At 59.1% G+C, this 24352-nt stretch carries 20 protein-coding genes; 2 read left to right on the plus strand and 18 right to left on the minus strand.

Translation table 11 applies throughout. The annotated features are described in order from the left end of the window. The 18 genes from tilS to rpsB form a co-directional block, all read right to left on the minus strand. Nucleotides 1-931: tRNA lysidine(34) synthetase TilS (gene tilS / locus PMI34_RS05725; RefSeq protein ID WP_008052760.1), on the minus strand; the 931-nt coding region annotated here is incomplete at its 3' end. A gap of 135 nt (nt 932-1066) precedes the next feature. Further along, the gene (locus PMI34_RS05720) at nt 1067-2014 is read right to left on the minus strand and encodes an acetyl-CoA carboxylase carboxyltransferase subunit alpha (RefSeq protein ID WP_008052761.1); all 948 of its coding nucleotides are present in this window, start codon (nt 2012-2014) and stop codon (nt 1067-1069) included. A 139-nt stretch (nt 2015-2153) separates the two neighbouring features. Beyond that, entirely contained in the window at nt 2154-5675 is a 3522-nt protein-coding gene (gene dnaE / locus PMI34_RS05715; protein ID WP_008052762.1) for a DNA polymerase III subunit alpha, read from the minus strand. A gap of 76 nt (nt 5676-5751) precedes the next feature. Beyond that, nucleotides 5752-6378 carry a ribonuclease HII gene (gene rnhB, locus PMI34_RS05710; protein WP_008052763.1) on the minus strand — a complete coding sequence of 209 codons (627 nt, stop codon included), beginning with the start codon at nt 6376-6378 and terminating at the stop codon, nt 5752-5754. An 11-nt stretch (nt 6379-6389) separates the two neighbouring features. Continuing rightward, nucleotides 6390-7520, minus strand: coding sequence for a lipid-A-disaccharide synthase (lpxB, locus tag PMI34_RS05705; protein WP_008052764.1), 1131 nt, complete (start codon nt 7518-7520; stop codon nt 6390-6392). Nucleotides 7521-7522: 2 nt separating this feature from the next. Beyond that, nucleotides 7523-8299, minus strand: a complete 777-nt coding sequence (gene lpxA / locus PMI34_RS05700; RefSeq protein WP_008052771.1) for an acyl-ACP--UDP-N-acetylglucosamine O-acyltransferase — start codon at nt 8297-8299, stop codon at nt 7523-7525. Further along, nucleotides 8296-8736: a 3-hydroxyacyl-ACP dehydratase FabZ gene (gene fabZ / locus PMI34_RS05695; RefSeq protein WP_007978374.1), complete on the minus strand. Its 441-nt coding sequence runs from the start codon at nt 8734-8736 to the stop codon at nt 8296-8298. The genes lpxA and fabZ overlap by 4 nt, the downstream gene beginning before the upstream one ends. Before the next feature lie 108 nt (nt 8737-8844). Continuing rightward, nucleotides 8845-9900: a UDP-3-O-(3-hydroxymyristoyl)glucosamine N-acyltransferase gene (lpxD, locus tag PMI34_RS05690; protein ID WP_008052772.1), complete on the minus strand. Its 1056-nt coding sequence runs from the start codon at nt 9898-9900 to the stop codon at nt 8845-8847. Between the two features lie 3 nt (nt 9901-9903). Beyond that, entirely contained in the window at nt 9904-10407 is a 504-nt protein-coding gene (locus PMI34_RS05685; RefSeq protein ID WP_007990260.1) for an OmpH family outer membrane protein, read from the minus strand. Between the two features lie 45 nt (nt 10408-10452). Further along, the gene (bamA, locus tag PMI34_RS05680; protein WP_008052773.1) at nt 10453-12843 is read right to left on the minus strand and encodes an outer membrane protein assembly factor BamA; all 2391 of its coding nucleotides are present in this window, start codon (nt 12841-12843) and stop codon (nt 10453-10455) included. 74 nt (nt 12844-12917) lie between these two features. Beyond that, entirely contained in the window at nt 12918-14270 is a 1353-nt protein-coding gene (gene rseP, locus PMI34_RS05675; RefSeq protein ID WP_008052774.1) for a sigma E protease regulator RseP, read from the minus strand. A gap of 53 nt (nt 14271-14323) precedes the next feature. Further along, nucleotides 14324-15514 (minus strand): 1-deoxy-D-xylulose-5-phosphate reductoisomerase, encoded by a 1191-nt coding sequence (ispC, locus tag PMI34_RS05670; RefSeq protein WP_008052776.1) that lies wholly within the window; start codon nt 15512-15514, stop codon nt 14324-14326. Beyond that, nucleotides 15511-16317, minus strand: a complete 807-nt coding sequence (locus PMI34_RS05665; protein WP_008052777.1) for a phosphatidate cytidylyltransferase — start codon at nt 16315-16317, stop codon at nt 15511-15513. The genes ispC and PMI34_RS05665 overlap by 4 nt, the downstream gene beginning before the upstream one ends. Beyond that, nucleotides 16317-17072, minus strand: a complete 756-nt coding sequence (gene uppS / locus PMI34_RS05660) for a polyprenyl diphosphate synthase (protein WP_008052778.1) — start codon at nt 17070-17072, stop codon at nt 16317-16319. Before uppS ends, PMI34_RS05665 begins: the two co-directional genes overlap by 1 nt. 13 nt (nt 17073-17085) lie before the next feature. Further along, entirely contained in the window at nt 17086-17643 is a 558-nt protein-coding gene (gene frr / locus PMI34_RS05655; RefSeq protein WP_007978385.1) for a ribosome recycling factor, read from the minus strand. Then, nucleotides 17640-18383, minus strand: coding sequence for a UMP kinase (pyrH, locus tag PMI34_RS05650; RefSeq protein ID WP_003222124.1), 744 nt, complete (start codon nt 18381-18383; stop codon nt 17640-17642). The genes frr and pyrH overlap by 4 nt, the downstream gene beginning before the upstream one ends. Nucleotides 18384-18593: 210 nt before the next feature. Beyond that, nucleotides 18594-19457 (minus strand): translation elongation factor Ts, encoded by an 864-nt coding sequence (tsf, locus tag PMI34_RS05645; protein WP_008052779.1) that lies wholly within the window; start codon nt 19455-19457, stop codon nt 18594-18596. Between the two features lie 189 nt (nt 19458-19646). Beyond that, a complete protein-coding gene (gene rpsB, locus PMI34_RS05640; RefSeq protein WP_008052780.1) occupies nt 19647-20384 on the minus strand; it encodes a 30S ribosomal protein S2 in 738 nt (245 codons plus the stop codon). Nucleotides 20385-20755: 371 nt separating this feature from the next. On the opposite strand from rpsB, the gene map reads away from it, so the two are divergent. Both map and PMI34_RS05630 read left to right on the plus strand, forming a co-directional pair. After that, nucleotides 20756-21538, plus strand: coding sequence for a type I methionyl aminopeptidase (gene map / locus PMI34_RS05635; RefSeq protein ID WP_008052783.1), 783 nt, complete (start codon nt 20756-20758; stop codon nt 21536-21538). Nucleotides 21539-21579: 41 nt separating this feature from the next. Next, entirely contained in the window at nt 21580-24282 is a 2703-nt protein-coding gene (locus PMI34_RS05630; protein WP_008052784.1) for a [protein-PII] uridylyltransferase, read from the plus strand. The last annotated feature ends 70 nt before the right edge of the window (nt 24283-24352 follow it).

The raw sequence follows: 24352 nt of genomic DNA on the forward strand, positions 1-24352 counted from the left end.
CGGCCAGCCGCCATACCGGGCAGGCATCGCCGGTGGCGTCGCGCAAATCCGCCCAACCCGACCAATGGTCAGTGTCCGGCAGGCGGGTCAGCGGTTCGAGCCAATGACTCAAGGCATTGCGCTGCCGGGCATCAGACAATTGCGCAAGGGGCGCCAGCTCAAGGGATCGCAAGCCCAGCCAGTCGAATTCACTGCCGGAGCTGGCGTTACGCAAATCCATGTCTGCCAGCTCTTCGAGCAACCCCTGCGCCTCAGTCAAATGCGCCGCGCTGCGGGCCATGGTTACCACCGCTTGTGGCCAGCGCCGGGTCAATGCAGGGAAAACCTGGTGCCGCAGATAGTTGCGCGAGTACTGCCGATCTTCGTTTGAAGGATCTTCGATCCAGCTCAAGCCATGCTCGTTGGCATAGGCCTCCAGTTCAGCCCGCGTGACATCAAGCAATGGCCGCAGCAGATGGCCCTTGCCCAACGGGCGCTGACGCGGCATCCCGGACAATCCGCGCACGCCCGCTCCGCGCAACAAACGAAACAGCAGGGTTTCTGCCTGATCGTCGCGGTGCTGGGCTGTCAGCAGTACGTCACCGGTCCGAGTCACTTCGGTGAACGCGTGATAACGCGCGTCCCGCGCCGCACGCTCCAGACTGGCACCGGGCTGCACCTGCACCCGAACGATCTGCAACGGGACGCCCAGCGCAGCGCACACAGAACGACAATGTTCCGGCCACGTATCGGCCACAGCTTGAAGGCCGTGATGAACATGGATGGCGCTCAGCGCCGGCAGGGATTCGGTTTTTGCAAGATGTGCAAGGAGGTGCAGCAGGACTGCGGAGTCCAGGCCGCCGGAGAAGGCGATGCGCCAGGCCGGAGCGTTACGCCACGGTTTCAGATTGAGCAAAAGCCTGGAAGGCAAGTCAATCGCGGGCCGATCCATATCTTTCCCTTTGCACAAATCAAATGTGGGAGCGGGCTTGCTCGCGAAAGCGGTTCAACATTCAACGCACCCGTTGACTGTTATACCGCTTTCGCGAGCAAGCCCACTCCCACACATGGGTACAGCGAGAGCTGATTACAGACCGTAGCTCATCAGTCGATCATAACGACGCTTCAACAGCGCATTGTTATCGAACTTCTTGAGCATCGCCAGTTGCGAACTCAGCTCGGCACGGATCGATGCCGCTGCGGCGGCCGGGTCACGGTGCGCGCCGCCCAGTGGCTCGCCAATCACCTTGTCCACGATGCCCAGGCCTTTGAGGCGTTCGGCGGTGATGCCCATCGCTTCGGCGGCATCCGGTGCCTTCTCGGCGGTTTTCCACAGAATCGAAGCGCAACCTTCCGGCGAGATCACCGCGTAGGTCGAGTATTGCAGCATGTTCAACTGGTCGCAGACACCGATCGCCAGCGCACCGCCGGAACCACCCTCACCGATCACGGTGGCGATGATTGGGGTTTTCAGGCGGGCCATGACGCGCAGGTTCCAGGCAATCGCCTCGCTCTGGTTACGTTCTTCAGCATCGATACCAGGGTAAGCGCCCGGGGTGTCGATGAAGGTCAGGATCGGCATTTTGAAACGTTCGGCCATTTCCATCAGGCGGCAAGCCTTGCGGTAGCCTTCCGGACGCGGCATGCCGAAGTTGCGGCGAACCTTCTCGCGCACTTCACGGCCTTTCTGGTGACCGATGATCATCACCGGCTTGTCGTCCAGACGGGCAATACCGCCAACGATGGCCGCGTCGTCGGAGAAGTGACGGTCACCGTGCAGTTCGTCGAACTCGGTGAAGATGTGTTCGATATAGTCCAGGGTATACGGACGTTTCGGGTGACGTGCCAGGCGTGCGATCTGCCAGCTGGTCAGCTTGCCGAAGATGTCTTCGGTCAGCGTTTTGCTCTTGTCCTGCAGGCGGGAGATCTCATCGCCGATATTCAGCGAATTGTCATTACCGACCAAGCGCAACTCTTCGATCTTGGCTTGCAGGTCGGCGATCGGCTGTTCGAAATCTAGAAAATTCGGGTTCATAGGCGTCCGTCTTGGGTCGAGTCCCAAGGGTTCTTGGGCCGGCCGGTTGTCTATTCGCGCCCTACCTTAAGGGACAGGCGCGTTGAGGTCGAGATTAAAAATTCAGGTTTTGGTCAGGGCAATCTGATAGCACTGACCGTCAACGGTATTGGAGGAAGACGTTGTCTCGCCCGAACTGGTCACGCAGGGCTTGAATCAACGCATCCGCCGGATCGATTCGCCAGCCTTCGCCGAACTGCAACAAAGCCTTCGCATCGGGGCTGGTGTAGTCCATGGTGATCGGGCACGCGCCGCGGTGACGCTTCAACAGCTCACCCAGCCAGCGTAACTGATCGCCCTTGAGGTCCTTGGCATGCAACTTCAGGCGCAGGCTCTCGGCCAGGTTGGTGCGCGCATCTTCCATGCTCATCACCCGCTTGACCCGCAACTTCAGGCCACCGGAGAAGTCGTCGTTGCTGACTTCGCCTTCGACCACCACCATCGCGTCCGTCTGCAACAGCGACTGCGCGGAATGGAACGCCTCGGAAAACAGCGAGGCCTCGATCCGTCCGGAGCGGTCGTCGAGGGTGATGAACCCCATCTTGTCGCCCTTTTTGTTCTTCATCACCCGCAAGGCGATGATCATTCCGGCGACGGTCTGGGTATCGCGCGCCGGTTTCAGATCGATGATGCGCTGACGGGCGAAGCGACGGATTTCACCTTCGTATTCGTCGATCGGGTGACCGGTCAGGTACAGGCCGAGGGTATCTTTCTCCCCTTTCAGGCGCTCCTTGAGGGTCAGCTCCTTGGCCTTGCGGTGATTGGCGTAGACGTCGGCGTCTTCTTCGACAAACAGGCCGCCGAACAGGTCCGAGTGACCGCTATCCTGGGTGCGCGCGGTCTGTTCGGCCGCCTTGATCGCTTCTTCCATGGCCGTCAGCAGCACCGCGCGATTGCGGTCGATGTTGGCCTGGTAGGCTTTCTGCTCATCGTGGAAGTACGGCCCAAGGCGATCCAGGGCACCGCTGCGGATCAAACCGTCGAGGGTGCGCTTGTTGATGCGCTTGAGGTCGACCCGGGCGCAGAAATCGAACAGATCCTTGAACGGCCCCGCCAGACGCGCTTCGGTGATGGCCTCGACCGGCCCCTCACCCACGCCCTTGATCGCTCCCAGGCCGTAGATGATCCGGCCTTCGTCGTTCACCGTGAACTTGAATTCGGAGGTATTTACGTCCGGTGCGTCGAGACGCAGCTTCATGGTCCGCACTTCTTCGATCAAGGTCACGACCTTGTCGGTGTTGTGCATATCCGCCGAGAGTACCGCGGCCATGAACGGCGCCGGGTAGTGCGCCTTCAGCCAAGCAGTCTGGTACGACACCAGGCCATAGGCCGCGGAGTGGGATTTGTTGAAGCCGTAACCGGCAAATTTTTCTACCAGGTCAAAAATGTTACCAGCGAGGTCCGCATCGATGTTGTTGGTGGCGCAACCTTCAATGAAGCCACCGCGCTGCTTGGCCATTTCCTCGGGCTTTTTCTTACCCATGGCTCGACGCAGCATGTCCGCGCCACCGAGGGTGTAGCCGGCCATGACCTGGGCAATCTGCATCACCTGTTCCTGATACAGGATGATGCCGTAAGTCGGTGCCAGTACTGGCTTGAGGCCTTCGTACTGGTAGTCCGAGTGTGGATACGCCAGCTCGGCGCGACCGTGCTTGCGGTTGATGAAGTCGTCCACCATGCCCGATTGCAGCGGCCCCGGACGGAACAATGCCACCAGTGCGATCAAGTCTTCCAGGCAGTCGGGCTTGAGCTTTTTGATCAGCTCCTTCATGCCCCGGGATTCAAGCTGGAACACCGCCGTGGTTTCGGCTTTTTGCAGCAAGGTGTAGGTCGGCTTGTCATCCAGCGGGATGAACGCGATATCCAGCGGTGGCTCGTTGACCTTGGCGCGGTCGCGGTTGATGGTTTTCAGCGCCCAGTCGATGATCGTCAGGGTCCGAAGGCCCAGGAAGTCGAACTTCACAAGGCCAGCCGCCTCGACGTCATCCTTGTCGAACTGGGTTACCAGGCCATCACCGGCCTCGTCGCAATAGATTGGCGAGAAGTCGGTCAGCTTGGTCGGCGCGATCACCACACCACCGGCGTGCTTGCCGACGTTACGCACAACGCCTTCGAGCTTGCGGGCCATCTCCCAGATTTCCGCGGCCTCTTCATCGACCTTGATGAAGTCGCGCAGGATTTCTTCTTGCTCGTAGGCCTTTTCCAGGGTCATGCCGACTTCGAACGGAATCATCTTCGACAGACGATCCGCCAGGCCATAGGACTTGCCCTGCACCCGCGCCACGTCGCGAACCACGGCCTTTGCCGCCATGGAACCGAAGGTGATGATCTGGCTCACCGCGTTGCGGCCGTACTTCTCGGCTACGTAGTCGATTACCCGGTCACGACCGTCCATGCAGAAGTCGACGTCGAAGTCGGGCATGGATACCCGTTCCGGGTTGAGGAAGCGTTCGAACAGCAGGTCATATTCCAGCGGGTCGAGGTCGGTGATCTTCTGTACGTAGGCCACCAACGAGCCGGCACCCGACCCACGGCCCGGGCCCACCGGTACGCCGTTGTTCTTGGCCCACTGGATAAAGTCCATCACGATCAGGAAGTAACCGGGGAACCCCATCTGGATGATGATATCCAGCTCGAAATTCAGCCGGTCGACATAGACCTGACGCTTGGCCTCGTAGTCTTCGGTGGTGTCCTTGGGCAACAGAACGGCAAGGCGCTCTTCCAGGCCGTCGAAGGACACCTTGCGGAAGTATTCGTCGATGGTCATGCCATCGGGGATCGGGAAGTTGGGCAGGAAGTGCGTGCCCAGCTTCACTTCAATGTTGCAGCGCTTGGCGATCTCGACGGTGTTTTCCAGTGCCTCGGGAATGTCGCTGAACAGCTCGGCCATTTCCTCGGCGCTTTTGAGGTACTGCTGATCGCTGTAATTCTTCGAACGCCGCGGATCGTCGAGGGCGCGGCCCTCACCGATGCAAACGCGGGTTTCGTGGGCGGCGAAATCTTCCTGTTTGATGAAGCGCACATCGTTGGTCGCCACCAGCGGCGCACCGAGCTTCTCGGCCAGGGCCACGGCGCCGTGCAGTTGCTCTTCATCGTTGGGGCGGTTGGTGCGCTGGATTTCCAGATAGAAACGATCCGGAAACACTTCCATCCATTCGCGGGCCAGGGTTTCGGCCTCGGCGGGGTTGCCGCTGAGCATGGCCTGGCCGATCTCGCCCTCTTTGGCCGCCGACAGCATGATCAAGCCAGCGTTGGCTTCAGCGACCCATTCGCGCTCGATGATGATCGCGCCATTGCGCTGGCCATCGATAAAGCCGCGGGAAATCAGCTCGGTAAGGTTGCGATAGCCTTCGGCGTTCATCACCAGCAGGCTGATCCGGCTCAGCGGGTTGTCCGGATCCTTGTTCGACAGCCACAGGTCGGCGCCGCAGATCGGCTTGATCCCGGCACCCATGGCGTTTTTATAGAATTTGACCAGGGAACACATGTTGTTCTGATCGGTGACCGCCACGGCGGGCATGTTCATGCCGACCAGGGTCTTGACCAGCGGTTTGATCCGCACCAGACCGTCGACCAGGGAGTATTCAGTGTGCAGGCGTAGGTGAACGAATGAAGCCGGCATAGTGATCCTGCGTTAAGTCATGAAAACAACAAGGCCCGGATTGTACCGGGCCTTGAGTAAAACATCAGCCTTGCGGCTAACTCTCGATCAAACCTTCGCGCGCCTCATATGCCAGCCGCACCGGGGCAAACGAACGCCGATGAATCGGGGTCGGCCCTAGCCGTGCCAGTGCTTCCAGATGAACGGGGGTCGGATAGCCTTTGTGGCCGCCGATGCCGTAACCCGGGTAGATCAATTCGAACGCAGCCATTTCACGATCACGGCTGACCTTGGCCAGGATCGATGCGGCGGCGATGGCGGGAACCTTGCTATCGCCCTTGACCACGGCTTCGGAGCGCATCGGCAGTTTCGGGCAACGGTTGCCGTCGATCATCGCCAGCTTCGGCTGAACATGCAGCCCGGCGACCGCGCGCTGCATGGCCAGCATCGTGGCGTGCAGGATATTCAGTTCATCGATCTCCTCGACTTCGGCGCGAGCGATGCACCAGCTCAGGGCTTTTTCGCAGATTTCGTCGTAGAGCTTTTCGCGACGGGCTTCGGTGAGCTTCTTCGAGTCGTTCAGACCGAGGATCGGGCGGTTCGGATCAAGGATCACTGCCGCCGTTACCACCGCGCCACAGAGCGGGCCACGACCCACTTCATCGACACCGGCAACCAACTCCCCGATTTCAGCGACCAAGGTGAAATCCAGCCCCATCTGCATATTCGTTTTACTCATTTTACTTGGCCGATCAGGTTCAGCACTGCGTCCGCAGCCTGGTTGGAGGCATCCAGACGCAGGGTCCGGTGGATCTCGTCAAAACCGCGGGTCTGCTCTTCCCCATCCTCGATCAGCGGCGACAAGGTCCGGGCCAGCGCTTCGACCGTGGCATCGTCCTGCAACAACTCGGGCACCAACAGACGCTGAGCCAACAAGTTCGGCAACGAAATGTAGGGGCTTTTCACCATGCGCTTGAGAATCCAGAAGGTCAGCGGCGCCAGGCGATAGGCGACCACCATCGGTCGCTTGTACAGCAGCGCTTCAAGCGTTGCAGTGCCGGAGGCAATCAACACCGCATCACAGGCTGCCAGGGCCAGATGAGACTGGCCGTCGAGCAGGGTCAGGGGCAGATCGCGACCGACCAATAGTTCTTCAAGCTGTGCGCGGCGTTGCGCATTGGCGCATGGCATGACAAACCGCACCCCCGGGCGCAGCGCACGCAAGCGCTGGGCCGTATCGAGAAACAACGCACCGAGCCGGCCAACTTCACCGCCACGACTGCCGGGCATCAACGCCACCAGCGGCCCGTCGGGCAGACCGAGTTCGGCCCGCGCAACAGCGCGATCGGCCTGCAGTGGAATGGCATCGGCCAGGGTATGGCCGACGAACCGCACCGGCACGCCTTTCTCTTCGTAGAATCTGGCTTCGAACGGGAACAGCGTGAGCATCAGGTCGCAGCCTTCGCGAATCTTCAGCACGCGTTTCTGCCGCCAGGCCCAGACCGATGGGCTGACGTAATGCACGGTCCTGATTCCGGCCTGGCGAAGCTTGAGTTCGATATTGAGGTTGAAGTCCGGCGCGTCGATACCAATGAACACATCGGGTTTCGCGTCGATCAGGTCGGCAACCAGCTTCTTGCGCCGCGCCAGCAGCTCGCGCAACCGACCCAGCACTTCCACCAGGCCCATGACGGACAGACGTTCCATCGGAAAATACGAGGTCAGGCCTTCAGCCTGCATCAACGGACCACCGACACCGATGAACTCGACAGCCGGGTGACGAGCCTTGAGCGCACGCATGAGGCCCGCGCCCAGAATGTCGCCGGAAGCCTCACCCGCTACCAGCGCAATACGCAGATTGGCCATGGTCAGCGGGTGATGCCGCGGGTCGAAGACTGGATGGAGTCACGGAACACTGCTACTTCCGGGAACTGCGCAGAAGGCTCGGCCAGTTCGGCGAGTGCCTGCTCCACGGTCAGGCCCTGGCGATAGACCACTTTGTAGGCACGACGCAGCGCGTGGATCGCATCTTCGCTGAAGCCCCGACGGCGCATGCCCTCGAAGTTCATGCTCCGGGCTTCGGCAGGGTTGCCGAACACCGTGACATACGCAGGAACATCCTTGCCGATCGCCGTACCCATGCCTGAAAAGCTGTGGGCACCAATGTGGCAATACTGGTGAACCAGGGTGAAACCGGAGAGGATCGCCCAGTCTTCCACGTGCACATGGCCCGCCAGTGCGGTGTTGTTCACCAGGATGCAGTGGTTGCCGATAACGCTGTCGTGGCCGATGTGGGCGTAGGCCATGATCAGGTTGTGATCGCCCAGGGTCGTTTCCGAACGGTCCTGGACAGTGCCACGGTGAATCGTCACGCCTTCACGGATGACGTTGTGATCACCGATCACCAGGCGGGTTTCCTCGCCCTTGTACTTCAGGTCGGGGGTGTCTTCGCCCACCGAGGAAAACTGGTAGATGCGATTGTGCTTACCGATTCGGGTCGGGCCCTTGAGAATCACGTGTGGCCCGATGACTGTCCCCTCGCCGATTTCAACACCTGCGCCGACGATCGACCACGGGCCGACCTCGACTCCGTCAGCCAGGATGGCCGTCGGATCGATGATTGCACGAGGGTCAATCAAACTCATAGCTTGCGTTCCGCACAGATGATTTCAGCCGAGCAAACAGGCTTGCCATCGACCGAAGCCTGGCATTCGAACTTCCAGATCTGACGCTTGCAGCTGATGAACTTGGCTTCGAGGATCAACTGATCGCCCGGCAGCACAGGCTGGCGGAAACGCAGTTTGTCGGAACCGACGAAGTAGTAGAGCGTGCCATCGGCCGGCTTCACGTCGAGCATTTTGAAACCAAGGATCCCGGCAGCCTGAGCCATTGCCTCGATGATCAATACGCCCGGCATGATTGGATGCGCAGGGAAGTGACCATTGAAGAACGGTTCGTTGATGCTGACATTCTTGTAGGCGCGAATGCGCTTGCCTTCAACATCCAGCTCCACTACCCGGTCCACCAGCAGGAACGGGTAACGGTGAGGCAGGTATTCGCGAATCTCGTTGATGTCCATCATTTCGGGGGGAAGCCTATGTAAAGATTGGGGGCGCGCAACTGGCGCGCGCTCCTCTAGCAAATCAAGGACGCAGTCTAGCGGCTGTGCACACTTGATATGGAAATGGTATCAGCCATCTGATGAAGCTTTACCGCCAGGGGTCACTTCCCCTGCTTGCTTTTCCAGCTGTCGCAAACGTCGCGCGATGTCATCGAGCTGACGCAGACGTGCCGCGCTTTTGCGCCATTCGGCCGCTGGCTGCATCGCCGTACCGGATGAATAGGCGCCCGGCTCGGTGATCGAGTGAGTCACCATGGTCATCCCGGTGATGAACACGTTGTCGCAAATATCGATATGCCCCACCAGACCTACGCCACCGGCAAGCATGCAGTGCTTGCCGATTTTGGTGCTGCCGGAAATCCCCACGCACGCGGCCATGGCGGTGTGATCACCGACCTGGACGTTGTGGGCGATCTGAATCTGGTTGTCGAGCTTCACGCCGTTACCAATGATGGTGTCGGCCAGCGCGCCACGGTCAATGGCGGTATTCACGCCGATTTCCACATCGTCGCCAATCAAAACGCCACCAATCTGGGCGATTTTCTGCCAGATGCCTTTCTCGTTGGCAAAACCAAAACCTTCACCACCGAGTACGGCACCGGACTGAATCACCACACGCTTGCCGACGCGCACGTCGTGATACAAGGTCACGCGTGGAGCGAGCCAGCCACCTTCGCCGATCACACAACGGGCACCGATGAAACAGTGCGCGCCAACGGCGGTACCGGCAGCAATATGCGCCCCGCTTTCGATGACTGCAAAAGCACCGATACTCGCCGTCGGGTCAACCACCGCATCCGCCGCGATCACCGCCGTCGGATGAACACCGGCAGCCGCTTTGGGCTTGGGATCGAACAAATGAGAAATACGGGCGTAGGCTGCGTACGGGTCTGGCACCACCAACGCATTACCGGAAAAGCCTTCGGCATCAGCAGCTTTGAGCAACAGTGCTGCAGCCTGACTGCCTGCCAGGTATTTACGATACTGGGGGTTTGCGAGAAAGCTCAACTGAGCTGGGCCAGCCTCCTGCAAGGTGGCTAGCCCAGTAATTGCTTTCTCGGGGTCGCCACGTAGCGTGGCGCCGAGGAACTCGGCCAATTGGCCGAGCTTAATGGTCACGGTCATGGGTTACTTCAGCTGATTCATGCGCTCGATAACCTGGCGCGTGATGTCGTACTGAGGCTTGACATCAATCACTGCGCCACGCTCGAAGACCAGGTCAAAAGCACCTTTCTTGATGACTTCTTCCACAGCGCTGTCCAGTTTCGGCTTGAGCTGCTTCAGCATTTCACGGTCGGCAACGGCTTTGGCTTCGTTCAGTTCCTTGGACTGGAACTGGAAGTCACGGGCCTTTTGCTTGAATTCAAGCTCCAGACGCTCGCGCTCGCCCTGTTGCATTTTGTCGCCACCGGCCATCAGACGATCCTGAATGCCCTTGGCGCTGCTTTCCAGCGTCTTGAGCTTGGTCAGCTGAGGACCGAACTTCTTCTCGGCATCCACGGCGTATTTCTTGGCCGCGTCGGACTCCAGCAGAGCCATCTGATAGTTCAGAACAGCAATTTTCATGTCGGCGAATGCCGGACCAGCGACCAGTACGCTGGCCAGGAGAACCAATTGAGTCAACTTACGCACGATGCACTCCTACAAAATTCATTGTCGTTATCTTGGGTCAGACGCTTAGAACGTCTGGCCGAGAGAGAATTGGAACACTTGGGTTTCAGCGTCATCCGGTTTCTTGACTGGCATGGCCAGGGCGAAACTCAGAGGCCCCAGTGCGGTGACCCAGGTCACTCCCACACCGACGGAACTGGCCATGTTGCTCAGACTGACATCGTTACACTGCGTATTGGACTTCGACGCTGGGTTGGTATTGGTCGTCTGCTCGCACTTGGAGTCGAATACGTTACCCACATCCCAGAATACCGAGGTACGCAGGGATCGTTGATCCTTGACGAACGGCAGCGGGAACAGGATTTCTGCACCACCCTGGATCAGGACGTTACCACCGAACGGCAGTGGATCCTGGTCCGGGTCAGCAAGAGTACCCGGGTTACCCGTTTCGAGTGCGCCGCGGCTCGGAGTACTACGCGGCCCCAGTGTACTGTCCTTGAAGCCACGAACCGAGTTGAAACCACCAGCATAGTAGTTTTCATAGAATGGCAAGCCTTCGGTCGAACCGTAGCCGTCGCCATAACCCAATTCGGTGTGCAGGCGCATGGTGTAGTTTTCACTCAGCGGCTGGAACAACTGACCACGGTAATCGAGTTTGAAGAACGACAAGTCACTACCCGGCACGGTGACTTCCGCCGTCAAGCTTTGGGAGTGACCACGAGTCGCCAAAACGCCTTTGTTCAGGGTGGACTCGGACCAACCGGCCGAAGCCTTGAAGTTCAGGTACTTGTCACCTTCCTGGTTAACGAAGTCGAAGATCTCGTCGACGGTGTAAACGCCAGTCTTGATCGTGTCCTGCTGCGCATTCAGGCCGAAGGTCAGACGCGAAGTCTCGCTGATTGGATAACCGACACTCACACCGGCACCCAGGCTGTCCACGGCGTAGCTGGCGACGTCGGTATCGAGCTCATCGTAGTCAGTCGTGCGGTAGAACGCGTTGTAACCCAGGCTCACGCCGTCGGCGGTCCAGTAGGGGTCGACAAAGCCGAAGTTATAACGGGTCTGGTATTCGCTTTTGGTCAAACCGACGCTGACCTTGTTACCGGTACCCAGGAAGTTGTTCTGGGTGATCGAACCACCGAGGATCAGACCGGCACTCTGGGCGAAACCGACACTGGCGGTAATCGAACCGGAGGCTTGTTCTTCAACGCTGTAGTTGACGTCTACCTGGTCATCGACACCTGGCACGGCCGGGGTCTCGACGTTGACTTCCTTGAAGAAGCCCAGACGTTCGAGACGGGTCTTGGATTGGTCGATCAGGTAGGTCGAAGCCCAGCCGCCTTCCATCTGACGCATTTCACGACGCAGCACTTCGTCTTCGGACTTGGTGTTGCCGCGGAAGTTGATGCGGTTTACGTAAGCACGCTTGCCTGGATCGACCGCGAACAGGATGTCCACGGTGTGATCTTCATCGTGCGGTTGAGGCACGCCGTTGACGTTGGCGAAGGTGTAACCCTCGTTACCCAGGCGACGGGTGATCAGTTCGGAGGTGGTGGTCATCAGCTTGCGCGAGAACACCTGGCCTTTTTGCACCAGCAGCAGGGACTTGACCTGGTCTTCTGGGACTTTCAGGTCACCGCTGAGCTTGACGTCACGAACGGTGTACTTCTCGCCTTCGTTGACGTTGACGGTGATGTAGACATGCTTCTTGTCCGGCGTAATGGAGACCTGGGTCGAAGCGATATCCATGTTGATATAGCCACGGTCCAGGTAATAGGAACGCAGGCGCTCCAGGTCACCGGACAGTTTTTCACGGGCGTACTTGTCGTCGTTCTTGAAGAACGACAACCAGTTGGTGGTCTTGAGTTCGAACAGGTCGATCAGGTCTTCATCAGGGAAGACCGTGTTGCCCACCACGTTGATGTGCTGGATAGCCGCAACGGTGCCTTCGTTGATGTTGACCTTCAGGCCGACGCGGTTACGCGGCTGTGGCACCACTTCGGTGTCGACGGTAGCCGAGTAGCGACCCTGGGCGACGTACTGGCGTTGCAGTTCGTTACGCACACCTTCAAGGGTGGCACGCTGGAAGATCTCGCCTTCGGCCAGACCGGATTGCTTGAGGCCTTTCATCAGGTCTTCGGTAGAGATCGCCTTGTTACCTTCGATCTCGATACTGGCGACCGACGGGCGCTCGACTACCGTGATGACCAGGACGTTGCCATCGCGGCCCAGCTGGATATCTTGAAAGAAACCGGTTTTGAACAACGCACGAGTGGATTCCACCAGGCGACGATCGTCCGCCTGTTCACCGACGTTCAACGGCAAAGCACCAAAGACGCTACCCGCGGAGACCCGCTGGAGGCCATTGACGCGAATATCAGAGATAGTGAAGGACTCGGCGTGAACTTCGGCGATCATCAATACGGTGAGAACCGCAGTTAGCAGCAGACGTTTCATGAAGTCCTTTCTTATTCCAACTGGCAATAAACAAACTGCCGCAAAATGCGGCAGATTCGCAATTCAGCGAAGCGTTACAGTCGACCCAGATCATTGACCAGAGCAAGCAACATCACCCCGATCACCAAACTGATGCCGATCTGTATCCCCCAACCTTGCACCCGATCTGACAAGGGACGACCACGCACCCACTCGATCAGATAAAACAACAAATGCCCCCCATCCAGTACCGGAATGGGCAACAAATTCAGAACGCCCAAGCTAATACTCAGATAAGCAAGGAAATTCAGGAAATCAGCGACACCCGACTGGGCCGAAGCGCCCGCCACTTTAGCAATGGTTATCGGTCCACTCAAGTTTTTTACCGAGAGCTCGCCGAACAACATTTTCTTCAGTGAATCGAGGGTCAGCACGCTCATGGTCCAGGTGCGTCGAGCCCCCTCGCCAATTGCTGCCAATGGCCCGTAACTGACCTCGCGGATCATCTCCGGCGGCCAGTCGATCGCCTTCACCCCTGCCCCCAAATAACCGCTGGGTGACTTGCTCTCGCCGCGAGCGGCAAGCGTTACCGGGACGTCGATTTGAGCACCGTCGCGCTCAACCCGCAGCATGATTTTGGTATCAGGATGCATACGGACGGTATCGACAACCTGCTGCCAGTCATCCAACGCACGACCATCGAGTGTCAGCAACCGGTCACCGGTCTTCAGGCCGGCAGCCTTGGCCGGTCCCTTTGGATCGAGTTCGGCCAGGACCGGCGGCAATGCCGGACGCCACGGACGAATCCCCAACGATTGGATAGGATCGGGCTCATCGGCCCCTTTGAGCCATTTGTCCAGCACAAGTTCACGAGGAGAATCGGTCGTGGAGCCTTGCTCGCGCACCAGTATCTGCAACGACCCGCTTTCACCCAGACGACGCACCAGTTGCAGGTTCACCGCCGCCCAACCGGAAGTCGCCTCACCATCAATGGCCACGATTTCCTGGCCGGGGCTCAAACCTGCCTTGGCCGCAATACTGCCGGACTCGACAGCACCGATGACCGGGCGCACCTGCTCGCTGCCGAGCATTGCCAACACCCAGAAGAACGCCAATGCCAGAAGGAAGTTGGCAATCGGTCCCGCCGCTACGATGGCAATGCGCTGACGAACGGACTTACGATTGAAGGATTGACCAAGCTGATCGAGCGGCACTTCACCTTCGCGCTCGTCGAGCATTTTGACGTAACCGCCCAACGGAATGGCGGCAACGACGAATTCGGTTCCCTGCTTGTCGTGCCAGCGCAGCAAAGGCATGCCGAAGCCTACGGAGAAGCGCAGCACCTTGACCCCACAGCGACGCGCGACCCAAAAATGGCCGAACTCGTGGAAGGTAACCAGCACACCCAGTGCAACCAGGGTGCCGACAATCATATAGAGCGCGCTCATCTACTTTCTCCGCAATCCTATCCGCTGCTGCCTGGGCCAACCATCCGCAGCATCTACCGCCCGTGACGGCTCAACCATTGTCCGGCCAGCAATCGCGCCTTCGCGTCCGCCGTGAACACTGCATCGAGATCATCCACAGCCACTACGGGCTCCAGATTCAGTACTTCCTCGATGATACTCGCGATTTCCAGGTAACGAACCCGTTCGTCGAGAAATGCCGCCACCGCCACTTCGTTCGCCGCATTGAGCATGGCCGGCGCACTGTTACCCGCTTCGGCCGCCTGACGGGCCAGACGCAGACAAGGGAAACGCTCCTCATCGGGCGCCTGGAAGTCCAGTCGCGCAATGGCAAACAGATCCAGCGGCGCCACACCCGAATCGATCCGCTCAGGCCACGCCAAGGCATTGGCGATGGGCGTGCGCATGTCCGGATTACCCAACTGCGCGAGGACAGAACCATCGACATAGTCGACCAGCGAATGAATCACGCTTTGCGGGTGAATCACCACCTCGACCTGCGAAGGCCTGGCATCGAACAGCCAGCAGGCTTCGATCAACTCAAGCCCCTTGTTCATCATGCTGGCCGAGTCAACGGAGATTTTTCGCCCCATGGACCAGTTCGGGTGAGCACACGCCTGATCGGGAGAAACATGCGCCAGGTCAGCCATGGGCGTCTGCCGGAACGGACCGCCGGAAGCCGTGAGCAAAATCCGGCGCACACCGACCGCCTCAAGGCCGCGCGCATAATCCAGCGGCATGCACTGGAAAATGGCGTTGTGCTCGCTATCGATCGGCAGCAACACCGAGCCGCTCTTGCGTACAGCCTGCATGAACAGCGCGCCAGACATCACCAGCGCTTCTTTATTGGCCAGGAGGATCTTCTTGCCGGCCTCGACCGCCGCCAGTGTCGGACGCAATCCCGCGGCACCGACGATCGCCGCCATAACCGTATCGACTTCCGGATCGGAAGCGACCTGACACAAACCCTCTTCACCCGCCAGAACACGGGTCGAAAGGCCTGCCGCACGCAGATCATCCTGCAAGGCGCGGGCAGCTGCGACTTCAGGCACCACGGCAAATCGCGGCACATGGCGCACGCAGAGCGCCAGCAATTCACTCAAGCGAGTGAAGCCAGTCAAAGCAAAGACCTGATATCGATCGGGGTGACGGGCGATGACGTCGAGCGTACTCAGGCCAATCGAGCCGGTCGCGCCCAGAACGGTAATCAGTTGCGGGCGGCTCATGGGGCCGCCATCCACAGCAGTACCGCAAACACCGGAATCGCTGCCGTCAGGCTGTCGATACGATCCAGCACACCGCCGTGACCCGGAAGCAGATTGCTGCTGTCCTTGATCCCGGATTGACGCTTGAACATGCTTTCAGTGAGATCACCCACCACCGAAATGAACACGATCAGCGCGGCACCGATCAACCCTTTGAACAGCTCGGCCACCGTCCAGTCGCGTACCAGAGCAACGATCGTGGTAATCACCAGACTCAGCGCCAGACCACCGTACACGCCCTCCCAACTTTTTCCCGGACTGACCTGCGGTGCGAGCTTGCGCTTGCCGAAAGCACGACCGGAGAAGTAAGCGCCAATATCGGCACCCCAGACCAGCACCATCACCGCCATGATCAGCCAGTTACCCAGCGGGTATTGCTTGATCTGCACCAGGCCTTGCCAGGCCGGCAGGAGAATCAACAGGCCGATCACCAATTTGGTCGCCGCAGCGGACCAGTGCTCGCTCGAACGCGGATAGGTCAGCACCAGATACGTCGCCACAGCCCACCACAGCACTGACGCGCCCAACACCCAAGGCGCGAGACCGGGCAGGATGTACATGAGGAACAGCGCCAGAGCGACCACGGCGGCATAGCCCACGCGGAACGCCTGACCGGCGAAACCCGCCAGACGCGCCCATTCCCAGGCACCCAGGGTCACGACCAGCCCGATGAACAGTGCAAAACCGGAACCTTCAAGCAGGAAAAACCCGCACAGGGCAATCGGCAGCAGGACCAGTGCGGTGATGATTCGTTGTTTAAGCATTAAACCCGGGCTCCAGCCTCGACCTGCTCGCTCGTTTTACCGAAGCGGCGCTGGCGGGAAGCGAAATCGGCCAGCGCATTGCGCATGGCATCGTGTTTGAAGTCCGGCCAGAACAGGTCGGAGAAATACAGCTCGGCATAGGCCAGCTGCCAGAGCAGGAAGTTGCTGATGCGGTGCTCGCCACCGGTGCGGATACACAGGTCCGGCAGCGGCAGGTCGCCCGTGGCCAGGCAGGTCTGCAGCAGATCAGGCGTGATGTCTTCCGGACGCAGGTGTCCGGCCTGGACCTCTCGCGCCAGTCGCTGCGCAGCTTGCGCGATATCCCACTGGCCGCCGTAATTGGCGGCGATCTGCAGGACAAAACGATTGGCGCCGGCCGTCATGGCCTCGGCTTCACGCATGGCAGCCTGCAACTCGGGATGAAAGCGCGAGCGATCGCCAATGATACGCAGGCTGATGTTGTTGTCGTTGAGGCGCTTGGCTTCACGACGCAGCGCCTTGAAGAACAGATCCATCAAAGCGCTGACCTCATCGGCCGGACGCTGCCAGTTCTCGCTGGAAAAGGCGAACAGGGTCAGCACTTCGACCTTGGCCTCGGCACAAACTTCAATGACGGCACGAACCGCATCCACGCCCGCTTTATGCCCGGCGACACCCGGCATAAAGCGTTTTTTCGCCCAGCGATTGTTACCATCCATGATGATCGCGACATGGCGCGGCACCGCGGACGGTGCAGACTGCTTGGTCTTTTCCATGAAAACGCGACCCTTATACGGCCATCAGGTCTTTTTCTTTCTCCGCCAACTTAGCGTCGATTTCAGCTACGAACTTCTTGGTCAGGTCGTCGATCTCGCCAGTGGCGCGACGCTCTTCGTCTTCGCTGATTTCCTTTTCCTTGACCAGATCCTTCAGCGAGCTGTTTGCATCGCGACGGATGTTGCGCACGGCAACACGGGCATCTTCAGCGACATCACGAGCCTGCTTGGTGAAACCGCGACGGGTTTCTTCGGTCAGGGCCGGCATGCTGATCAGCAGCAGCTCACCAAGGTTGGTAGGGTTCAGGTTCAGACCTGCGCTGCCGATCGCCTTGTCGACGGCGCCCAGCATGTTGCGCTCGAAGGCAACGACTTGCAGGGTACGGGCATCTTTGACGGTGATGTTGGCCACTTGCTTGATCGGGGTGTCGGAGCCGTAGTACGGCACCATCACGCCTTCCAGGATGCTCGGGTGCGCTTGACCGGTACGAATGCGGCCGAAGTTGTGCGCCAGCGATTCCACGGACTTCTGCATGCGCTCTTTAGCGTCTTTCTTGATTTCGTTGATCATTGTTGGCCTTCCTCGATCAGGGTTCCTTCAGCGCCGCCATGCACGATGTTCAGCAGGGCGCCGGGCTTGTTCATGTTAAATACGCGCAGCGGCATCTTGTGGTCGCGGCACAGGCAAATGGCCGTGAGGTCCATCACACCCAGCTTGCGATCCAGCACTTCATCGTAGGTCAGATGATCGAACTTCTCGGCATGCGGGTCTTTGAACGGGTCAGCGGTGTAGACGCCATCGACCTTGGTCGCCTTGAGCACGACATCGGCATCGATTTCGATTGCACGCAGGCAGGCAGCCGAATCCGTCGTAAAGAACGGGTTGCCGGTACCGGCCGCGAAAATCACCACGTCCTTGGAGTTCAGGTGACGCATGGCTTTGCGACGATCGTAGTGATCGGTCACGCCAACCATGGAAATAGCGGACATCACGATGGCCGAGATGTTGGCGCGCTCGAGGGCGTCGCGCATGGCCAGGGCGTTCATCACAGTGGCCAGCATGCCCATGTGGTCGCCGGTGACCCGGTCCATGCCAGCCTTGCTCAGCGCTTCACCGCGGAACAGGTTGCCACCACCGATAACCAGACCGACCTGAACACCGATGCCGACCAACTGGCCAACTTCCAATGCCATGCGATCCAGAACTTTCGGATCGATCCCGAACTCTTCCGAGCCCATCAGGGCCTCGCCGCTAAGCTTGAGTAGAATGCGTTTATAGCGAGCCTGATAACCACTGCCCTGCTGAGCCATTGCGAATCTCTCCTGCGGCGTATTTTAAAAATTCTTTGCGAGCTGTTTACAGCTGGCGTTCAATCTAGCTTGGCGCTGCTTCAGCGCCATCGGAACATGGCTTTGTAAGCCAGTTCCAAAGGGAAACCAAATAAAAATTGATCCCCCATCTGAAAAGAGGCTGCGCGCGTGAGCGGGCAGCCTCTTCTGGGCGACAGTTAAAAAACCGTCTTATTGCTTGGCGGCAGCCAGCTGGGCAGCAACTTCTTCTGCGAAGTTGTCCACTGGCTTCTCGATGCCTTCGCCTACTTTGAAGTAAGTGAAGGAAACGATTTCAGCGCCGGCTTTCTTGGCCAGGGCACCTACGGTGACTTCCGGGTTCATGACGAAAGCTTGCTCGACCAGGCTGGCTTCGGCCAGGAACTTGGTGATGCGGCCGGCGATCATCTTCTCGACGATTTCAGCTGGCTTGCCTTTCATCTTGTCTTCGTTCAGGGTCAGGAAAACACCCTTCTCGCGCTCGATGGCTTCTGGCGAAACCTGCGATGGCAGCAGGAACTCAGGGTTGCTTGCCGCCACGTGCATGGCGATCTCTTTGGCCAGCTGAACATCGCCGCCCTTGAGAACAACAGCAACACCGATCTTGTTACCGTGCAGGTAGGTGCCGACAACGTCGCCCTCTACGCGTACCAGGCGACGAATGTTGACGTTCTCGCCTACTTTGGCAACCAGTGCTTCACGAGCCGATTCCTGAGCGGCGATCAGCGGAGCTGCGTCGGTCAGTTTTTCGTCGAAGGCTTTTTCTACACAGGCAGCAACGAAGTTCTTGAAGTCGTCTTGCAGGGCCAGGAAGTCGGTCTGCGAGTTGACTTCCAGCAGCACGGCTGCCTTGTCGTCAGCCTTGATGGCGATAGCGCCTTCAGCAGCAACGTTGCCGGCTTTCTTGGCAGCCTTGATGGCGCCCGAAGCACGCATGTCATCAATGGCTTTCTCGATGTCGCCGCCAGCCTTGGTCAAGGCCTTTTTGCAATCCATCATGCCTTCGCCAGTACGCTCGCGCAGTTCTTTGACCAACGCTGCAGTAATCTCTGCCATTTCAAAATCCTCTTGGATAGGTTTTCAACCATTCCACCCGATCGAACGGGCGATCAATTCTTCCCGAACCACCCTTGTTAGCTGCCGCACGTTACAGATAGAGCAGTGGGCGCCGACAAATGGTTTTCGAGGTGGCAAAAAGGGGGCCAAGCCCCCTTTTTGCTTACTGAGTCAACGCCAAGGCGTCAATTACTCAGCTGCAGCCTGAGTTTCTTCAGCTGCGAACTCTACAGTGCCGCCGGCAACATTGTTGCGACCACGGATAACAGCGTCAGCCATCGAACCCATGTACAGCTGGATAGCGCGGATTGCGTCATCGTTGCCTGGGATGATGTAGTCAACGCCTTCCGGGCTGCTGTTGGTATCGACTACGCCGATAACCGGGATGCCCAGCTTGTTGGCTTCGGTGATCGCGATGCGCTCGTGATCAACGTCGATAACGAACAAAGCGTCTGGCAGACCGCCCATGTCCTTGATACCACCCAGGGAACGATCCAGCTTTTCCAGGTCACGAGTGCGCATCAGCGCTTCTTTCTTGGTCAGCTTGGCGAAAGTACCGTCTTCGGCTTGAACTTCAAGGTCACGCAGACGCTTGATGGAAGCACGGATGGTTTTGAAGTTGGTCAGCATGCCGCCCAACCAGCGGTGATCGACGTACGGCGAACCGCAGCGTGCTGCTTCTTCAGCAACGATCTTGCCAGCGGAACGTTTGGTTCCGACGAACAGAATCTTGTTTTTGCCCTGGGCCAGACGCTCTACGAAAGTCAGAGCTTCGTTGAACATTGGCAGGGTTTTTTCAAGGTTGATAATGTGGATCTTGTTACGCGCGCCGAAAATGTACTTGCCCATTTTCGGGTTCCAGTAACGGGTCTGGTGACCGAAGTGCACACCGGCCTTCAGCATATCGCGCATGTTGACTTGGGACATGATAGTTCCTTAATAAGTCGGGTTTGGCCTCCACGTATCCCAATGACCAACCAGCAGCATCAGCTGAAGGCACCCAGGTCATCGTGTCGACACGTGTGTGGATTTAGGCTTTACGGGACATCCCCGGAAAGCGGCGCATTTTATACCACAAGACGAGGCAAAACGAAACCCGGATTCTGAAATCCTAGCGAGCGTTTTGCTCCTTCCCTTGGAATCCGCCAAGAATGCACCATTCTATAGAGAGAAGCGATGCACACAGGCGCAGATTTGCGCTGATCGTCTGGTAGAATCGCATTTTTCAGGGCCGCGAAGTTCGATCGCGCAATGCCCTTTTCGTTTGGAAAGCGCCGCCTGGCGCAGAGAGAGCCTGTATGACCGTCACCCTCAAAACCCCCGAGGATATCGCCAAGATGCGCATCGCCGGCAAACTGGCCGCCGATGTGCTGGAAATGATTGCCGAATACGTCAAGCCGGGCGTTACCACCGATCAACTGAACCAGATCTGCCACGACTACATCGTCAATGAGCAGAAAGCCATCCCTGCCCCGCTCAACTACAAGGGCTATCCAAAGTCGATCTGCACGTCGATCAACCATGTGGTCTGCCACGGCATCCCGAACGACAAGCCGCTCAAGGATGGCGACACCCTGAACATCGACGTCACTGTCATCAAGGACGGTTACCACGGCGACACCAGCCGCATGTTCCACGTCGGCAACGTGCCAGTCTGGGCCGAGCGTCTGTCCCAGGTAACCCAGGAGTGCATGTACAAGGCGATCGAGATCGTCAAACCCGGCTGCCGCCTGGGCGACATCGGCGAAATCATCCAGAAGCACGCGGAAAGGAACGGCTTCTCGGTGGTTCGCGAATTCTGCGGCCATGGTATCGGCAAGGTATTTCACGAAGAGCCGCAGATCCTGCACTACGGCCGCGCGGGCACCGGCATGGAACTCAAGGCCGGCATGACCTTCACCATCGAGCCGATGATCAACCAGGGCCGTGCCGACACCAAGGTACTGGGCGACGGCTGGACCGCGATCACCAAGGACCGCAAGCTCTCGGCACAGTGGGAACACACCCTGCTGGTGACCGAAACCGGTTACGAGATCTTCACCTTGCGCAGCGATGACACCATCCCTCGCGTTTCGGCCTGATCCCGCCACCGAACCTCGCCTATAGAAAGGAAAGCCAATCGATGCCGCAGGTGGATCCCGAACTCTTCGACCGCGGCCAGTTCCAGGCTGAACTGGCCCTGAAGGCAAGCCCGATCTCGGCCTTCAAGAAGGCGATCCGCCAGGCCCGCGAAGTGCTCGATACGCGCTTTCGCAATGGCCGGGACATTCGCCGGCTGATCGAGGATCGCGCCTGGTTCGTCGATAACATCCTGCAAAAGGCCTGGGAGCAGTTCAGCTGGAGCGAGGACGCCGACATCGCGCTGGTTGCGGTCGGCGGCTACGGCCGTGGCGAATTGCACCCTTATTCCGATATCGACTTGCTGATCCTGCTGGACAGCGCCGACCACGAGGTTTTCCGCGATTCCATCGAGCGTTTTCTGACGCTGTTGTGGGACATTGGCCTGGAGGTCGGCCAGAGCGTTCGCTCGGTCGACGAATGCGCCGTCGAGGCCCGCGCCGACCTGACGGTCGTCACCAACCTGATGGAAAGCCGCACCATCGCAGGCCCCGAGCATCTGCGCCAGCGCATGCTGGACGTCACCGGCACCGGGCACATGTGGCCGAGCAAGGACTTCTTCCTGGCCAAGCGTGCCGAACAAAAGGCCCGCCACCACAAGTACAACGACACCGAATACAACCTGGAACCCAACGTCAAAGGCTCACCCGGCGGCCTGCGGGATATCCAGACGATTCTGTGGGTGGCCCGTCGCGAGTACGGCACCCTGAACCTGCGGGCACTGGCTGGGGAAGGATTCCTGGTCGAAAGTGAAAACGCCCTGCTCGCCTCCTCCCAGGAGTTCCTGTGGAAGGTTCGCTATGCCCTGCACATGCTCGCCGGTCGTTCCGAAGATCGCCTGCTGTTCGATCACCAGCGCACCATTGCCGGACTGCTAGGCTTCAAAGGCGACGACGCCAAGCAAGCCATCGAAAACTTCATGCAGCAGTATTACCGGGTGGTCATGAGCATCGCCCAACTCAGCGACCTGATCATCCAGCACTTCGAGGAAGTCATCCTCGCACCTGAAGACGAATCACCACCGCAGCCAATCAACTCGCGTTTCCAGCTGCATGACGGCTACATCGAGGCACGCAACGACAACGTTTTCCGCCGTACCCCGTTCGCCATGCTCGAAATCTTCGTGCTGATGGCCCAGCAGCCGGAAATCAAGGGCGTTCGCGCCGACACCATTCGTCTGCTGCGGGAACACCGCCACCTGATCGACGACGACTTCCGCAACGATATTCGCAACACCAGCCTGTTTATCGAGCTGTTCAAGTGCAAGATCGGCATCCACCGCAACCTGCGGCGGATGAACCGTTACGGCATCCTGGGGCGCTACCTGCCCGAATTCGGCTTTATCGTCGGGCAGATGCAGCATGACCTGTTCCACATCTATACAGTCGATGCCCATACCCTGAACCTGATCAAGCACCTGCGTAAGTTGCAGTACACCCAGGTGTCGGAAAAATTTCCGCTGGCCAGCAAGCTCATGGGCAAACTGCCCAAACCCGAACTGATCTACATGGCCGGCCTCTACCACGACATCGGCAAAGGCCGACATGGCGACCACTCGGACATCGGAGCAGTCGATGCCGAGGCGTTTTGCCAGCGCCATCAGCTGCCAGTGTGGGACAGCCGCCTGATTGTGTGGCTGGTGCAGAACCACCTGGTGATGTCGACCACCGCCCAGCGCAAGGACTTGTCCGACCCGCAGGTGATCCACGACTTTGCCCAGATCGTCGGTGACGAAACCCGCCTCGACTACCTGTATGTGCTGACCGTCTCCGACATCAACGCCACCAACCCGACCCTGTGGAACTCCTGGCGCGCCAGCCTGCTGCGTCAGCTCTACACCGAGACCAAGCGCGCCCTGCGTCGCGGCCTGGAGAACCCGGTGGATCGCGAAGAGCAGATCCGCCAGACCCAGAGCGCCGCCCTGGATATCCTGGTGCGCGGCGGCACCGACCCGGACGATGTCGAGCAGTTGTGGGCGCAACTGGGTGATGACTATTTTCTGCGCCACACCGCCGGCGACGTGGCCTGGCACAGTGACGCGATCCTCCAGCAACCGGCCGACGGCGGGCCGCTGGTGCTGATCAAGGAGACCACCCAGCGCGAGTTCGAAGGTGGCACGCAGATCTTCATCTATGCCCCCGACCAGCACGACTTCTTTGCCGTGACCGTGGCCGCGATGGACCAGCTCAACCTGAACATCCACGACGCCCGGGTCATCACCTCCAGCAGCCAGTTCACCCTCGACACCTATATCGTGCTCGACACCGACGGCGACTCGATTGGCGACAACCCGGCGCGGGTCAAACAGATCCGCGAAGGCCTGACCGAAGCCCTGCGCAACCCTGACGACTACCCGACCATCATCCAGCGCCGGGTGCCACGTCAGCTCAAGCATTTCGCCTTTGCGCCACAGGTGACGATCCACAACGATGCCCAGCGCCAGGTGACGGTGCTCGAACTCACCGCTCCCGACCGCCCGGGCCTGCTGGCGCGGATCGGCACGATCTTCCTGGAGTTCGACCTGTCGCTGCAGAACGCCAAGATCGCCACCCTCGGCGAGCGCGTGGAGGACGTGTTCTTCATCACCGACGCCAACAATCAGCCGTTGTCCGACCCGTTGCTGTGCAGCCGCCTGCAGGATGCGATCGTCGAACAACTGAGCGTCAACCAGGAACCCGATATCAAACTGTCGCGCATCAGCATCTGAATCTACAAATCCCCCTGTGGGAGCGGGCTTGCTCGCGAATCGGAAGTGTCAGTCGACATCCACATTGCTG

This window comes from Pseudomonas sp. GM74, from assembly GCF_000282455.1.
In the GTDB taxonomy this organism is placed as follows: Bacteria; Pseudomonadota; Gammaproteobacteria; order Pseudomonadales; family Pseudomonadaceae; genus Aquipseudomonas.